General features: G+C 34.7%; 13 protein-coding genes. 6 read left to right on the top strand and 7 right to left on the bottom strand.

The genetic code is table 11. The features are described 5' to 3' along the window. Positions 1–14: 14 nt before the first annotated feature. Positions 15–413 carry a hypothetical protein gene (locus AC0L3Q_RS13010; protein ID WP_473279852.1) on the top strand — a complete coding sequence of 133 codons (399 nt, stop codon included), beginning with the start codon at positions 15–17 and terminating at the stop codon, positions 411–413. Positions 414–430: 17 nt separating this feature from the next. After that, positions 431–1,018, top strand: coding sequence for a DUF6134 family protein (locus AC0L3Q_RS13005; RefSeq protein ID WP_473279850.1), 588 nt, complete (start codon positions 431–433; stop codon positions 1,016–1,018). Positions 1,019–1,040: 22 nt separating this feature from the next. On the opposite strand, the gene AC0L3Q_RS13000 is transcribed toward AC0L3Q_RS13005, so the two are convergent. The 3 genes from AC0L3Q_RS13000 to AC0L3Q_RS12990 all read right to left on the bottom strand — a co-directional run bounded on the left by AC0L3Q_RS13000 (position 1,041) and on the right by AC0L3Q_RS12990 (position 4,085). Then, a complete protein-coding gene (locus AC0L3Q_RS13000; RefSeq protein WP_473279847.1) occupies positions 1,041–2,471 on the bottom strand; it encodes a membrane dipeptidase in 1,431 nt (476 codons plus the stop codon). 288 nt (positions 2,472–2,759) lie between these two features. Next, a complete protein-coding gene (locus AC0L3Q_RS12995) occupies positions 2,760–3,107 on the bottom strand; it encodes a hypothetical protein (RefSeq protein ID WP_473279845.1) in 348 nt (115 codons plus the stop codon). A 96-nt stretch (positions 3,108–3,203) separates the two neighbouring features. Then, the gene (locus AC0L3Q_RS12990; protein WP_473279842.1) at positions 3,204–4,085 is read right to left on the bottom strand and encodes a sterol desaturase family protein; all 882 of its coding nucleotides are present in this window, start codon (positions 4,083–4,085) and stop codon (positions 3,204–3,206) included. A 173-nt stretch (positions 4,086–4,258) separates the two neighbouring features. Between AC0L3Q_RS12990 and AC0L3Q_RS12985 the strand changes: the two genes are divergently transcribed. Then, positions 4,259–5,374: a helix-turn-helix domain-containing protein gene (locus AC0L3Q_RS12985; RefSeq protein ID WP_473279840.1), complete on the top strand. Its 1,116-nt coding sequence runs from the start codon at positions 4,259–4,261 to the stop codon at positions 5,372–5,374. 136 nt (positions 5,375–5,510) lie between these two features. Continuing rightward, the gene (locus AC0L3Q_RS12980) at positions 5,511–6,842 is read left to right on the top strand and encodes an alkaline phosphatase D family protein (RefSeq protein WP_473279838.1); all 1,332 of its coding nucleotides are present in this window, start codon (positions 5,511–5,513) and stop codon (positions 6,840–6,842) included. An 85-nt stretch (positions 6,843–6,927) separates the two neighbouring features. On the opposite strand, the gene ggt is transcribed toward AC0L3Q_RS12980, so the two are convergent. From ggt to AC0L3Q_RS12960, 4 genes are all read right to left on the bottom strand, one after another. Continuing rightward, positions 6,928–8,625: a gamma-glutamyltransferase gene (ggt, locus tag AC0L3Q_RS12975; protein WP_473279836.1), complete on the bottom strand. Its 1,698-nt coding sequence runs from the start codon at positions 8,623–8,625 to the stop codon at positions 6,928–6,930. Positions 8,626–9,211: 586 nt separating this feature from the next. After that, the gene (locus AC0L3Q_RS12970) at positions 9,212–9,964 is read right to left on the bottom strand and encodes a hypothetical protein (RefSeq protein ID WP_473279834.1); all 753 of its coding nucleotides are present in this window, start codon (positions 9,962–9,964) and stop codon (positions 9,212–9,214) included. A gap of 181 nt (positions 9,965–10,145) precedes the next feature. Then, positions 10,146–11,252 (bottom strand): helix-turn-helix domain-containing protein, encoded by a 1,107-nt coding sequence (locus AC0L3Q_RS12965; protein ID WP_473279832.1) that lies wholly within the window; start codon positions 11,250–11,252, stop codon positions 10,146–10,148. Between the two features lie 11 nt (positions 11,253–11,263). Beyond that, complete coding sequence (locus tag AC0L3Q_RS12960; protein WP_473279830.1) at positions 11,264–11,845, bottom strand: bestrophin family protein; 582 nt, start codon at positions 11,843–11,845, stop codon at positions 11,264–11,266. A 260-nt stretch (positions 11,846–12,105) separates the two neighbouring features. On the opposite strand from AC0L3Q_RS12960, the gene AC0L3Q_RS12955 reads away from it, so the two are divergent. Both AC0L3Q_RS12955 and AC0L3Q_RS12950 read left to right on the top strand, forming a co-directional pair. Continuing rightward, positions 12,106–12,894: a hypothetical protein gene (locus tag AC0L3Q_RS12955; RefSeq protein WP_473279827.1), complete on the top strand. Its 789-nt coding sequence runs from the start codon at positions 12,106–12,108 to the stop codon at positions 12,892–12,894. Between the two features lie 30 nt (positions 12,895–12,924). Further along, positions 12,925–15,096, top strand: a complete 2,172-nt coding sequence (locus AC0L3Q_RS12950; protein ID WP_473279824.1) for an NAD(P)-binding protein — start codon at positions 12,925–12,927, stop codon at positions 15,094–15,096. The last annotated feature ends 133 nt before the right edge of the window (positions 15,097–15,229 follow it).

The raw sequence follows: 15,229 nt of genomic DNA, 5'->3' as shown, positions 1-15,229 counted from the left end.
CGTAAATTGGCATTATGGAAACACAAGGAATTCACTCGAATACTTTTCATAAAAAGTTGGCTCATCTCTTCTATGCTGTAGCTATGGCAGATAGGAAAATGGTGATTGAAGAAAAGCGACAAATAGTAGCGTATGTAGAAAAATATTGGTCACATTCGTTTGACAAAAACGATGGTAAAGAAGTGATATATGAGACTATGCGTGAGCTCATCCAAAAACAAGAAACATCAGATAATGCTTTTTCCGTTTTTACGACATACTATCAGTCTCAATCAGAGGGTTTTTCAAAAGATTTATGCCTTAAAATAATGGAAGCTGCAGATGGTATTGCTACCTCTTTTTCAAAAAGAAATAAATCAGAATTAATCTTACTCACAAAACTTCATCAGTTATTATTTAAGTCAGTCGATTAGTAACTTAGTTTCATATAATGTTCCAAAGAACGTATCCTTTCCTATTTGCCGTATTACTTAGTTGGTCTATTGTTGCGCAAAACCACACCTACGATATCATATCTAAAAAAGATACGTTAGGTGTACTCCAGGTATCAAAATCGAAGCAAGGAGAACATTTGGTATACTATTATCATGTAGATATGAAAGTAAAATTGTTGATGAATGTTCATATGAAATATACTATCAAAGCAACTTATGATAATAGTCGATTATTATCTGCCAATGTCGACAATATTATCAATGAAAGGTCTCATCATTCCTCTCAAATGAAATGGCAGAATTCTTCTTATATATTGACGATCAAAAACAAAAAGCCACAAAAATTAGAAGAAGAGATAACTTATAGTGGAATACGGCTTTTCTTTGACGAACCTTTAGGAGTTAAAAAAGTGTTTTCAGAATACACTATAAAAAATGGACAGCTAACCAAAATTGATAACGGCATTTACGAACTTACCTTACATAATGGCAAGAAAAATAGGTATTTCTACAAAAATGAAGAGTTGGTAAAAGCAACGATTAATAATTCGCTAATCAAGTTTGATCTTATTTTAAGAGAATAAGAATATGTGCCTAATTTGATATCTAGTTTCTGGCATAATGTTCTCTGAAAAAACGTTCTGCATTTTTATAAATAAAACCATCAATAATCTCATCTTCAGTTTTTTGATTATTTGGTTTTAACGAATTATAACGCCCTTGTAGGATGTATTGTTGAACATTTAGTCTGATGTAATGAAGCATATTATCGAACTGGTTATGGGTCCAAAATCCATCAAGAGGATCTACAATCCCATCAAAGTCAGATCCAATACATTGAAAATCCCATATTCTGCCTTCAAAACCAGGGTCTTGGTCTAGTAATTCAGCAAAATGACTAATTTGTTTCCAGATATAATAGGCTCTTTTATAGCGTTTTTTCTTAAAACGTTGACCGGTAACTCTTTTCCATTCTTTTCTAAAAGCCCTATTGCGATCAAATTTAGGAGGTTCTGACTCTGTGGGTAGATCTTTTACATATTTTAGGCGTCTGGCATCTAGTTGCACTCCAAAAACCCCACCAGATTTTGCAATTTTTATGAGCTCATCATTATAAAAGTTGATCTCTGTATCATGAGTATCACTATTTCTAAAAGTCAAAGCACCATGACTTACCACAATAGGTACCTGTAGTTCATCAGCAATTTCATAATACTTATTACGAGCTTTAAGGTTCATATGTTTCACATCTATTAGTATCCTTCTTGAATTCCCAGATTGCTCAAGAAGTTTACGTGCTACCTCTTCTCCCAGGTTCGTAAGCCCCAAAGCAGGGTCCAAATACTGTTTATATGCCAATTCTGGAAAGAACCCTTTAAAACTTTGCGCTTGGCCACATAATCCGTTTCTAAAGTGATGTGCTAGGGATATCCAACAAGGAGGAGCCTCCCAAGTTTTGATGTCTTCTACCCGATCCATAACTCCAGGAAGATTGGTGTTAAATACATGTCCTCCTTCGATACTGTAGATGATATGTAGCGTATCTTCATCCAAATCCCCTTCAGGCATTTCGGTAAGGATCTTGTATTTTTTAGAATTTAACACATCATTGTTTAGTTGTTCCATATACCTTTTGGTTTTCAAAAGGTCACTGTAATAATCGTCTTTGAGATCATTGGTGAGAAAAGCAATACGCGGTAAACCGATCCCAATGATGAAGTTTTTTAATATCCGACCTAAAAAGGTTTGTGGTTTTCTTCTTTTGCTAAGAATTAATTCTTTTTCCATAGGATCTATGGAAACTATAATAAGTCCTACATCTCCGTCATAGGAAGTAGTAAAATCAGCCTGCGTAAATTTAGTAACCGATAGTATAGAGTTTGCAACTTTGTCTAGGAAGTTAGGTTTTTTTTGATGCCAAATGCTGTGTGCTCTTTTTGTATTTGTGGAGTTCTGACCTCCCTGGCTACTTACTTTAAAGCTTTTACTATATGGTTTTAAGCAGGAATGACAATGTAAATCAATGTATTTTTTCATACGGATGCGTAAAGAAGGGTTAGTTGGTTAGTGTATTGATATAGTGTCGTAACAAAGGATTCACATATGAAAGTTTGTTTACATAAAGCTAATAAATAAAGTTTGTACTTGATAAGTTATTTCATGTTTAGACTTTATTGTTCTTCAAAGTCCAAGCAAAACCAAGGATAAAAAGTATAGGACCCGAAATAAGTAAATAATAAATACCAGGCCAATGCAGTATCTTAAAGAGAACCCCAAAAAAGAACAGCATTATTCCTAGAATCATGAATAGGATGGATAAAACCTTCATCTTTTATTTTTATTAGGACGCACATTACTTTTAATCCCCCACATTTCTTCATTTCGATTCGCTTCTGAGGTATCTAGTACTATACTGTTGGAATAGCTGGCAATATATCGAACTCGTTCTTCGGTAAGATTATTATGACTTGCAATAGCTCTTGTAGATCTCCATTTTTGATTTGTTTTGGAATTTGGGGCTGTATTTTCTGTTAACCAGTGTACTACTTTTTTGGTATCTCTGTTCCTTACAACCCATATTTTGATTTCATTTAATACCCAAAGAAAAGCACCAGCTATAGCACCACCAACGGCACCTATGATAATCCCTTCTATTATCGAAATTTGATTCATTTTTCTATCGAAAGTTAATATCTCTCAAAATCCATATACAGTGGAATATAAAATTTTAAAAACACATATCATATTTATTTTTAATGATTTACTGTCTCATTGCCCCTGTTCCTCTTTCTCAAAATACTCTGGTTTCCATATCAAATTCCCAAAAATGATCTTTAGTTTATCTTTTAGAGTTTTGCAACGTTTTACTTCTTTCCAGATGTTTTTATATTCGATAAAATTGATGGTAATAGGATTATTGGTTTCTATATTTTTGGTTAAACCGTAGACTACCTTCTCTTCTTCTCGCTGATAAGTACCAAACAGCTTGTCCCAAACGATCAAAAAACCACCATAATTTTTGTCCAGATACTTGTTATTGGATCCATGATGTACACGATGTACAGAAGGCGTGTTAAAAACTTCATCCAACCACCCCAGTTTACCAATCTTTTCGGTATGAATCCAGGTTTGAAACTGAGCTACCAATACAAGCCCAATGATTGCTTGAAACGGAGAAAACCCAACCAATACCATAGGGATCAAAAACATCCACTCAAACAATCCTTCTACAATACTCAATCGCATAGAAATAGTAAGATTGTAATCCTGTGAAGAGTGATGCACGCTATGACTAGCCCACAAAATTCTATGTTCGTGTTCTAACCGATGCATCCAATAATAAGTGAAATCTGCTACAAAAAAAGCGACTATCCAGGTATATATATTTAAAGGTATTTGATAGATTGACAACATCGAGATTGGTATCAAAAAGATCATCCCTAATGATCCCAGGATGGTCTTTTCTAGAAGTTGGTTCATCACAAAAATTGAAATATTGGCTAGTGTGTCGTTCCATCGTCTTTTTTTGGCAGTGATCAAGTCCCAAATGATTTCAGAAGTAATTAGTACAAGATTAAACAAGAAAAAATAACCGATAAAAGTCATGATACCCGTTTCTTCAAATAATGATATTAATTTTGCAAAACTCATAAAGTCCAGATTTTTGTATTGATGATTTGTGCAAAATTACTTTGCGAGATCAGTTATAGTGTTGCTCCCGATAAATCTGGACAAAGTTTTTCTGCTTTTTTTATGTGGATGATTTATACAAAAGCATGAAAAGAAATACTTTTGTTTTTGTAGGATAACAATACCTCAAACTCATGAATCTTTTAGATATATCACCATTGTTAAGCTTCATCTTAGGTTTGCTTTTGGGGATTTTTATCCTATCCCGTAAATCGGGTTTGGGTAGCGACAAACGCATACGGTATATTTTGGGTGTTTTGGTGTTTCTATATGTGTATACGTCTTTTGATTATTATTTGATACTGAAAATCGGTATTGATAACATGTATACAGGAGGCGCTTATATGTTGTATCATCTTACTGGTCCGCTATTCTATGTTTTTATTTTACTATTGACCAAATCGTTTTTCCCTATAAAAAAGATGGTCCTTTTTGTATTGGGATACAGCCTGATTCGATGGGCACTCTTCCTCCCTACTCTAGAATATACTTCGGTAAATGATATCATTACTAATAGTAGTACATATTGTATTTGGTTTTGGATTCAAATTGAATATGTAATTGCTACTGCGGTTAATATTGTCTTATTGGTTCTAGCGTATATTCGACTTCATCATACCCCAATTTTTGTAGATTTAAAGAAGTCTGAAGAACTCAATTACAAATGGGTGAAATTGTTGATCTGGTTATGTGTTCTTCTACAAATTATAAGCGCAATAAATACTTTACTACAAACTGAAACTCTGGATACTCTTGAGTTTTATGTGAAGACCGAAACATTGTTGTTGGCAATTTTCTTTTTCGTTTTGGCGTATTCTATCATGCATTTCCCTGTTTTTGTATTTACAGGAGCATTTAATGATCTAACCGAGGGAGTAAAGAAAAAATACGCTAAATCTTCGTTAACTGATTCTTCTGTACTTTTTCAGAAAATCGAAACCTTGGTTAGCAGTGAAGAACTATACCTTGATTATGATATCAAGCTCAATACCTTGGCGGCTCGATTGGATACATCGATACACCATATCTCACAGGCGATTAATGAGAATGCTAATTCTGGATTTTCTGATTACATCAATGATTATCGTATCGAAGCCGCTAAACCTATGTTGCTTGTCCCTAAACCCAATACCATTTTTGCTATTGCTTTGGATGTAGGATTCAACAGTAAAGCAGCATTCTATACTGCTTTTCGAAAAAACACCAGCATGACTCCTACCGAATTTAAAAAGAAGCATGGAGTTGGATAGTTCTTTTTTATTGGTAATTTTTCGGAACTATTTTTAAATTATAATAAACAAAAAGTAATAGTTTATTGAGGTTTTAGAAACATTAACTCCTGAAGTCCTTGTATATTTACCCTCCTTATTTAATCTCTTAATTTTTATGAAGAAGAAACTCCTTTTTGTTAGTTTGTTTTTGATTACTGGATATATCACATCAGCACAAGATATGGTACAATCCGGACCTATGGTGGGCTATTCTACAATGCGTGAAGTATTACTTTGGATTCAAACCACCAAAGCAGCTGAAGTACATTTTGAATATTTTGAAAAAGAAAATCCAAATCAGCGTTTCAAAACTGAAAAACACATCACTGAAGTGCAAAATGGCTTTGTAGCAAAGTTAATTGCGAATCAGGTATTACCAGGTAAAAAATATACTTATGAAGTATTTGTTGATGGGACCAAAATTGAAAGGGACTACCCTATGGAATTCGAGTCGCAAACCCTATGGCAATGGAGAACCGATCCGCCAGAAGTAAGTTTTGCTATAGGAAGCTGTAATTATGTAAATGAAGAGCAGTTTGATCGTCCTGGAAAACCTTATGGAAGTGATTTTGATATTTTTAAATCCATTCATGAAAAGAGACCTGATTTTATGCTTTGGTTAGGTGATAATACTTATCTGAGAGAAGTAGATTGGAATTCTCGTACAGGTTTTTTACACCGATATACTCATACTCGTTCTTTACCAGAACTACAACCATTATTGGCTTCGACACATCACTATGCTATTTGGGATGATCATGATTATGGGCCTAACAATGCGGATAGTGGTTTTTGGGGCAAGGAAACAGCTTCAGAAATATTTAAACTCTTTTGGGGGAATCCTAATTATGATGTTATCAATAAAGGAGGAATTACGGGTACTTTCCAATGGGCAGATTTGCAGTTTTTCTTACTGGATAATCGTTATTTCAGAACATCAAACAATAATTTTACCGGGAAACGAGAAATGTTAGGTAAAACACAAATTGATTGGCTAATCAATGCCCTGGCATCCAGTAATGCTCCGTTTAAGTTTGTTGCTGTTGGCGGACAGGTACTAAACTCGGAGGCGATGTATGAGAACTATTCAATTTTTCCGGAAGAAAAACAATACTTCTTAGACAAAATCAGAGAAGCCAAAATTGAAGGGGTTATCTTTTTGGATGGAGATAGACATCATACAGCATTAAGTCGCTTGCAAGAAAGTACTTCAGTATATCCTTTATATGATCTTACCTGTTCTTCCTTAACCGCAGGGTCTAATAACAATAGAGAAAAACTGAATGTATATAAGCTGGAAGAGACTATTGTGGGGCAACATAATTTTGGAATATTGAACGTAAGTGGACCTAGAAAAGATAGAGTACTTAACATCAAAATATTTGATAAAAACGGAAAAGAACTGTGGAGCAAGGACATAAAAGCAACAGATCTAACCTATAAATAGAGAAGAACTCAGCATTTGATATATATCCAAATATGAAAAGGGCGATCAAATCGCCCTTTTTTTATATAATAAATTTATAATAGACTTAATAACCAGCGGCTTGTCCGTCTTTTCGACTTTCTGAAGCTCCATGATAAACCTTGTTTTCGTCATCCCAAAGAATTGCTTGGTAACCCCCATAAATTCCTCTGGCAGTTCCAATTCTGTGCCCTTTGTCCATAAGTCCTCTAATGGTTGTATATGGAATTCCAGACTCTGTTCGTATAGTACCCGAATTTACTGTAGTAGCTCCCATAGGGCTTGCTCCACCAGTATGATCCCATCTAGGAGCATCACCTGCTTCCTGAATGTTCATTCCAAAATCAACAAGATTCATCACAATTTGAGTATGTCCCATAGGTTGAAAATCTCCTCCCATCACTCCAAAGCTCAAAAATGGTTTCCCATCTTTAGTCATAAATGCGGGAATTATGGTATGAAATGGTCGTTTTCCAGGTTCGTAGGTATTGGCCTGTCCAGGTGTTAAACTAAACAGCTCTCCCCTATCTTGTAACATAAAACCTAGTTTTGGAGGTGCCATACCAGAACCCATACCTCTATAATTACTTTGAATTAATGAGATCATCGTTCCATCTTTATCAGCAACGGTCATATAGATCGTTTCACCAGCAGAAATCTCTCCAGCATTATAGGTGCCAGCGCGTTTGCCAATTTGTGATCTCCTTTCTTTGGCATATCCATCGGATAGTAATTCTGTAACAGGAACATCAAAAAAGTCCATATCGGCATAGTATTTTGCACGATCTTCAAAAGCGAGTTTCTTGGCTTCTGTAAACAGATGAAGATGCTCTGCACTACCAAATTCAATATTAGAAAAATCATAACCTTCCAAAATCTTTAGCATTTGAAGCGCAGCAATCCCTTGTCCGTTTGGTGGCAATTCCCAAACATCATATCCTCTATAATTAATAGAAACAGGTTCTACCCATTGTGATTTGTGTGCTGCCAGATCCTGGGTAGAAAGAAATCCGCCTTGTTCTTTGATAAACGTTCCAATAGTCTTGGCAATGTCTCCTTTGTAGAACGCATCTCGCCCACCTTCAGCAATCTTTTTATATGTATTTGCCAAATAATGGTTTTTATAAATTTCACCTTCGTTAGGAAGTTTACCTCCGTTTTGTGCGATATAGGTATCTTCGATATTAGGGAATCCTTTGGACTGAAAGAAAGGAATACTACGTTGCATATACCATGCGATAAGCTCGGTTAAGGGAAATCCTTTTTCAGCATAGTCTATCGCCGGAGCCAAAATCGTGGTCATAGGTTTGGATCCAAATTTTGTGTGGAGTTCAAACCATCCATCTACAGCACCAGGAACACTTATGGGTAAGGCACCATGGGATGGGATTTTCTCCATGTTTTGTTTCTTAAAATAATCCAATGTCAGTTTTTTGGGAGAACGACCACTGGCATTTAGTCCATATAGTTTTTTTGTTTTCCCATCCCAAACAATGGCAAATAGATCTCCTCCGATACCGCAACCCGTAGGCTCCATAAGACCAAGAGCTGCATTGGCAGCAATAGCAGCATCAATGGCATTCCCTCCATCTTTTAGGATGTCAAGACCAATTTGTGTTGCTAAAGGATGGCTTGTAGCGACCATTCCATTTTGACCTAGTACTACCGATCGAGTAGCAAAAGATTCTCCGGTAATTCGATCTTGTGCTTTAGAAAATTGTATGAATAAAAATAGGCAAAGTGTGAGTTTAACAAGATGTTGCATGAGTGTGTGTGTTTGATCGTTCTAAAGTACAAAAATTGCAATATAAAAATAGTTCTTTCCAGATCTTCTCCAATACTCAAAATTATGGACTGTTAATCTGGCTAGAAAACAGTCTTGCTATATTTTGAAGTTGGTTTTAAAATCTAATTTGGTTGAGCATATAATTAGTTGGTGTCAAATCATAAAGATAGTTGTGTTTGGATTAATTAAAACTACATTACCCTTTTTTAATGTTTTAAATCCTTTTAGCTATATGTGTTCATCTAATTGTATACTTAAGTTAAAAAGAACGATTTAAAAACAAATTTAATTTGCCTTTACGGTATGTGAACATACAATTTCCAATAAAACTATTTGAAAGAAACTACCGTTTTACATATACATGAATGATGGAAATCTAAAAACATTTTGTGATTTATTAAACTAGTTGTTAGCTGATGTTCTTTTGGCTTGTATATGAAAAGAATTGCCATGAATTTTTACAGGCTTTCAATAAGTATATAGACATTAAAAAGACGCAAACCATTGTGATTTGCGCCTGCTTAGTTTATTTCAAATATGTTAGTTGATAAGCGATTTGTATCATTTAGTTTGTAGTAAATGACGCAGTACTTGTTCCCCCATTAGTTATTTCATTATCTGCATATTTAGCATAGGGTCTGAAATAGTATTGGGTGTTAGATGTCAAGGGTTCTGCGACAGCAGAGTAACTTGTAACTACGATATTACCTTGATTGTGTACACCATCAAAATTGTTAACTTTATTTGTACTACTATTGCTAAAGTTACTGTTAACACTATATTCAACACCTATTTCTACCGGCATTTCTTTTACAACGTCACTAATATTAAGGGTAACCGTGATAAAATCCTGCTGAATCAAAAAGGCTTCAGATTCTATTTCTAAAACCATACTTCTACTTGAACTAGCATCTACATTAGTACTTGCTTGTATTTCATTTCCGTAAAAATATGAGCCATCGCTCATTTCAAAATAACCTCTTATAAAATAGGTTAGCCCACTTGTCAAATTTTCAATATATCCAGTAGCCGAAGAATTTGTTCCACCTACATTGGCGGTGCTATTCGCACTAACTACGGGATTAGGAATAGTTCCATAAACAAATCCTCTACTTGCTACTGTGCCAAAATTACCATCGTCCTGAAATGAGCCTGTAACTATTAAGTTTACAGTACCATCAGCGTTAATAAAAAAATCAGTAGCTGCATTTGTCGTAAAATCCCTATTGTCAGTAGGGTTTATAGAATCATCATCGCTAGAACAGCTATAGGATAATATAATAATAAATAGACAAATAATTACTCTTAAAACATTCATTCCTTTCGTTTTTTTGTTTATTAAATTTTTTGCGAAAGTAGATAGAGTTCATTCCTTTGGATAAGAAATGAGCATATTAAGAGTTCTAAAATCTGATTTCCGTACTGTTTTATTTAGTGAACGTTAATGAAGCGATTGGATTATCCCTTTAGCTGTTTGAATTAGACAAAAAAGAGAATTCTTAGTTTTGAATCTTAAAATTATGTGGGGTAAGTCCAGTTTCTTTTTTAAATGCGCTATAAAAAACACTTTTGCTTTTAAATCCTACTTCCAAACCAATTCCGTCAATACTATAGTCTTCGTTAGCATTGTCTTTAAGCAATCGTTTTGCTTCTGCTATTCTGTGACTGTTGATATACGATTTAAAATTCTTTTTGGTGACAATGTTAATGGCATGAGAAACACGTTTGGGGTGCTGACCTAAGTGATTTGAAACATCAGCGATAGTCAAGTCGGGGTTTAAATATTCTTTTTGATCTATAAGATATTGTTCTACTTTTTCTACTAACTCTATATCGTCATCTGTCTTTTGTTTTATCAGTATATCGGTATTTTCAAGCAGCTTTTCTTTTGCATTTGTTCCTGCTTTCGGAACCAAGGATTTAACATTTACCTGACGAATACCACGTATAGAGACCCAATACAAGAAACTTACATTGACTATAGCTTCAAACAATTCTAAGTAAAAATTTTTGACTATTAGACGAATATGCATTACCAGTACAAAGATGATTCCGCATAAAACAAATAACTTTGCCCACTTCAATTCTTTATTTATAGTAGAAGAATATTGATTTTCAGTTTCAGCAGAATGTTTGTTTATGAATAGAATTGTTTTTATAGCCATGAATATATTAAAGATAGTACTTCCATGATAGTATAACCAATTAAACCAAGTAGAATTCCATAGGTTTTCAATACCACTTACAGCTTTAAAATGAGTGAGAGTGTTAACTACAAACGTAATGAAGCCCGGAATGAGGTAGAAGTACGGACTTTTTGATTTTGGTAATATGGAAACTTGACTTACATAGAGATAAAATAGCGGAAACAGCAACCACCTAAAATCAAATGGCAAACTGCTTAATACGGTATAATTATCGGTAAAATTTAAAAGTTTAGAAATTGGATGTAAGTAATCTATTGAATATGCAAGAACAAATATACCTAAAAATATAGTTGAGCGATTTGTTTTTCGATTTAGATATATTAGCAGAACGCCAGAGATTATTCCTTGGATCAGACCAAGGATAAAAATTATAGGAATGATATTATTTATAATGTCCATATAATATATCACTAAACGTGTTCTATTTTGTTTATATATAGAACTCTTAGATCGTGCTCTTCTTCTGGTAAAAATTGTTTCAGTTCGCTACGAGTAACTTCATCATCGACCAAGCCAATCCCAAATTTCTTTTGGTATTTTCTAGCGGTCCTGGCTGTAAAACCTCCCTGACTAATATGTTCCCAAGGAGTAGCCACCAATAGTTGGCTTCTATGCGCGTATAACCACCCGATATGTCGATAGATAAGACGTTGTTTGATCTTATGAATTTCTTCTTTTGTCAGCTGGTTATCTGTAAAAAAATTGGATATAAAACCGTCAACCATCATTCCCCAGGTACGACTATCATTTACAATGCCTCCCCATATCTTTCGGGCTTCCCACATACGATCATAGGCCTGATTGTTTTTAAAACCTACATAAAAAGCAACTGCAGTACCTATTACAGATACCGGTAACCAGGGAATGCTGAATGTAATAATCTCAAAATAATATAAGGCAGCAATCGATCCCATAAACAAGGTTAACCAAATAATGTGGTGTGCTGTCCACTTCAATAATTTAAATACACTAATTCCTTTGGTAACGATCATATTTGTACAGTTGTGGTTATATTTTCAGCTCTAATATAAGCTAATTTGCACTTCTTTGATTTTCTAAATATATCAAGGACAAAAATACTATATCCTCAATCTTAACGTATTACTTTTACGGATACACGAATTAGTAAAAAAATAATCCAAAAAACATGCTTATTCATTAGTAAAGCATGTAACTTTAAAGAAGAATTCAAGAAAAAAGGGTCGATTGGAATACAACGTATAGATCTTTAATGATAATTATAAATCATCGTATGAATTCTTTATCACTACTCAAGAAACAAGTAGATGAACGTTGTCAAAAAGTAGAAAATTGTCCCGAAGGGAGACTGAGCTTACGAAAAGCTTTTTATGAAAAATATGGATTTTCCAAACTCGCTAAGTATGGATATGGTCAATCCGAAATTGATTTTATCGAGTGGGAAATCAAGCGAGGTGTCCTCAATACCATAGATGATGCCAATAGCCAAGGTAGCACCTGGTGGCGTAATATGAATATGCAACTTATTTACGATAGTGAGTTTGCCCGTGTCCTCACAGAATCAAGGGCTTACCGATCTCCTTGTTGTAATTCTGTAAAAAAATGGCTCAATTACATACAACACCCTAGCCCACAAACCTGGTATCAAGCCCATAATGGAAGCGTAATAGCTGCCTGCATAAAATTCAGTAAAGAAGTAGAAATCGAATCTGTTTACGAAAAGAAATTCATCAAAGATGTATTGATACGTGTACTCTTTGCACAAGCAATGGTTGAAGGTAAGGAATTTGCTTTTGGTAAAATGGGGAAATTATTAGCAAATCCAATTTTTCCTGCGGTCAAAATTATTACAGGTAGACCAAAATTGTATCCCAAAAACTATCCTTTGGAACAGGAAACTCAAGCAAAGGCAAACGGTTTTTTTATTGAGAGTTATTTAAAAAATATGGTGCATAAATATGTATTGGATAAAAACGAAAAAGAACTCTTTCAATTTGCCTCAGAGGCCATTGGTCATGAAGAGATAGAAAAAATTTACCAACTAATCAATCACATTAATTAATCGTCAATAAACGTTTTATTTCAACGTATTATGAAAAAGAAAATAGGCATTTTAGGAGGAGGTATTGCAGGACTAACCACTGCTTTTGAATTGACACGAGAAGAAAACTGGAAAGACAAATATGATATTACCATTTATCAAATGGGTTGGCGATGTGGCGGAAAGGCAGCAACCGGTGTTGGCAAACATGGTCGTATTGAAGAAGTAGGAGTCCATATTTTTCAGGGTTGGTATCACAATGCTTTTCGGATGGTTAAAGAAGTTTATGAAGAGATTCAGGAATACAATTTAGCGCCAGATAGCCCTTACACTTCCTGGAAAGATGCTTTTATTCCTAATCCTTACACCTTCAATACCGAATATAATCCTCAAAATGAGTCCTGGGATAATTGGACCATGGTTTTTCCTAATAATGAGTATACTCCGGGTACAAAGACCGAGACCGATTTCTTAACCTTACTGGTTGAAGGGCTTGGGATTTTACTACAGACTTTATTGGGTTCTCCATATCAAGAAAAAAAGAATGGTAAGAAAAAACTACGGTACCAACTATTACAGAAACTGTTCTTTAGTACTACCATATCAAAAGAAGATACTACAGATGACAATAAAAAGAATAATCGGTTAATGCATCGTTTCTTTACGAAAATGATCCAAATCCTGGAAGGTATCATCACCAAAATGGTAAGCTACAAGAAACGAAAACCTTCTTCGGTATCTGTGGGTCTATTGGTGGGCATGTTTCGTTCAATAAAGAAATATGTGCAACGAACCTCAAAACGTTGTGAAGGTAAAAGAAAGCGTTTACGACGGGTTTTGATGATGATAGAATTGGGTATGGTTTGTATTGAAGGAATATATCGTGATGTATATGATCCCAAAACAAAATTGTATACCTGGGATGCAATCAATGAATATGATTTTAGAGAATGGTTGACAAGACACGGAGCATCAAAAGATTTGCTGGAGTTCTCTGTGGTACGTTTTATTTATTATGGAACCTTTGGTAATGTTTATGGCGGTAATGGAACGGTAGAGCAAGGGAAAATAGGTGCCGATATCGGTATTAAAATGATTACTAGAATCCAAAGTTACAAAGGATGTTTTGTGTGGTATCTTGCCGCTGGAACTGGTGGTACATTTTTGGCTCCATTGGCACTGGTACTACAACACCGAGGAGTGCGATTTGAGTATTTCCATCAGGTAAGAGATATTGCTTATTCTGAAAACGAAAACATTCAAAAAATAAAAATCGATGTACAGGTGGATTTAAAGGAAGGTATTGATCAATACAATCCTTTTGTGATTCAAAAAGGAGTACACCAATGGACAGCTATTCCAGACTTTGAACAGATCGACCCTATACAAGCAGAACAAATAAAGAAACAACATATCAATCTAGAATCCAGCACCCATAATTGGAAACCCGTAGGGACCAAAACCTTATCGCTTGGTGCAGATTTTGACATTGTTATCTTGGCTACCTCTATACAACCTATCAAGTACATTGCAAAAGATATTGTTGCCAAAAAAGAGCGATGGAATCAAATGGTTACAAACATCGCCACTACGCCTACGCTTAATGTTCAGTTTTGGTTGAATCAAAACGACACAGAATTGGGGTTTGATCACGGACAATGGGGTATGGAAAAAGGACAATATGCGAATACCGTGATCTATGAAGATTATTTATACAGCTGGACATCGATGTCCTATCTCGACAAGATGGAAAATTGGAAAGATCACGCACCTAAACAAATCTCATATTGGTGTGGTGTATGGCCAGAAAACTTGTCAAAATTATCAAAAACTGAAACTATAGAAGGTTTAAAAACCCATACAGATGAATGGATGGACAAACATATGGAATGGTTCTGGCCTAATGCTGTACAAGAGGGTTCCTTTAATTTTGATCTGCTTTGTTCTGATGCCAAAACACCACAACAAAAGTTTGAAGATCAGTTTTTTCAGGTTAATGATGATCCCGATAAACAATATGTATTAGGGCGTCCAGGTACTAATAAGTATAGAATCAAGACTGATGAAACCGAATATGATAATCTCTTCTTTGCGGGGGATTGGACAGACTTTGGATTAAATGTTGGATATATGGAAGGCACCGTACAATCCGGGATTTTATGTGCCAACGGGATCAAAAAACGATACTATCGGGATATGTTTACACCTAGAAATATCTTATAGTAGTAATCATTTTTTTATATACCTCTCCCCTTTTTGTATACGCTATTTTGAAGATGCAAACATTACTATATAAATAGTTTAATTACTATAATTATAGTTTTATGACTACAAATATAGTTATATTGAAAAATAA

It is taken from the genome of Aquimarina sp. KJ22-3, from assembly GCF_055808215.1.
This window is presented reverse-complemented; position numbering and strand designations above follow the sequence as displayed.

Excerpts from the sequence above, each read along its gene's own strand:
- AC0L3Q_RS13010 (WP_473279852.1), top strand. The coding sequence starts at position 15 with ATGGAAACACAAGGAATTCACTCGAATACTTTTCATAAAAAGTTGGCT.
- AC0L3Q_RS13005 (WP_473279850.1), top strand. The coding sequence starts at position 431 with ATGTTCCAAAGAACGTATCCTTTCCTATTTGCCGTATTACTTAGTTGG.
- AC0L3Q_RS13000 (WP_473279847.1), bottom strand. The coding sequence starts at position 2,471 with ATGAAAAAATACATTGATTTACATTGTCATTCCTGCTTAAAACCATAT.
- AC0L3Q_RS12995 (WP_473279845.1), bottom strand. The coding sequence starts at position 3,107 with ATGAATCAAATTTCGATAATAGAAGGGATTATCATAGGTGCCGTTGGT.
- AC0L3Q_RS12990 (WP_473279842.1), bottom strand. The coding sequence starts at position 4,085 with ATGAGTTTTGCAAAATTAATATCATTATTTGAAGAAACGGGTATCATG.
- AC0L3Q_RS12985 (WP_473279840.1), top strand. The coding sequence starts at position 4,259 with ATGAATCTTTTAGATATATCACCATTGTTAAGCTTCATCTTAGGTTTG.
- AC0L3Q_RS12980 (WP_473279838.1), top strand. The coding sequence starts at position 5,511 with ATGAAGAAGAAACTCCTTTTTGTTAGTTTGTTTTTGATTACTGGATAT.
- ggt (WP_473279836.1), bottom strand. The coding sequence starts at position 8,625 with ATGCAACATCTTGTTAAACTCACACTTTGCCTATTTTTATTCATACAA.
- AC0L3Q_RS12970 (WP_473279834.1), bottom strand. The coding sequence starts at position 9,964 with ATGAATGTTTTAAGAGTAATTATTTGTCTATTTATTATTATATTATCC.
- AC0L3Q_RS12965 (WP_473279832.1), bottom strand. The coding sequence starts at position 11,252 with ATGGACATTATAAATAATATCATTCCTATAATTTTTATCCTTGGTCTG.
- AC0L3Q_RS12960 (WP_473279830.1), bottom strand. The coding sequence starts at position 11,845 with ATGATCGTTACCAAAGGAATTAGTGTATTTAAATTATTGAAGTGGACA.
- AC0L3Q_RS12955 (WP_473279827.1), top strand. The coding sequence starts at position 12,106 with ATGAATTCTTTATCACTACTCAAGAAACAAGTAGATGAACGTTGTCAA.
- AC0L3Q_RS12950 (WP_473279824.1), top strand. The coding sequence starts at position 12,925 with ATGAAAAAGAAAATAGGCATTTTAGGAGGAGGTATTGCAGGACTAACC.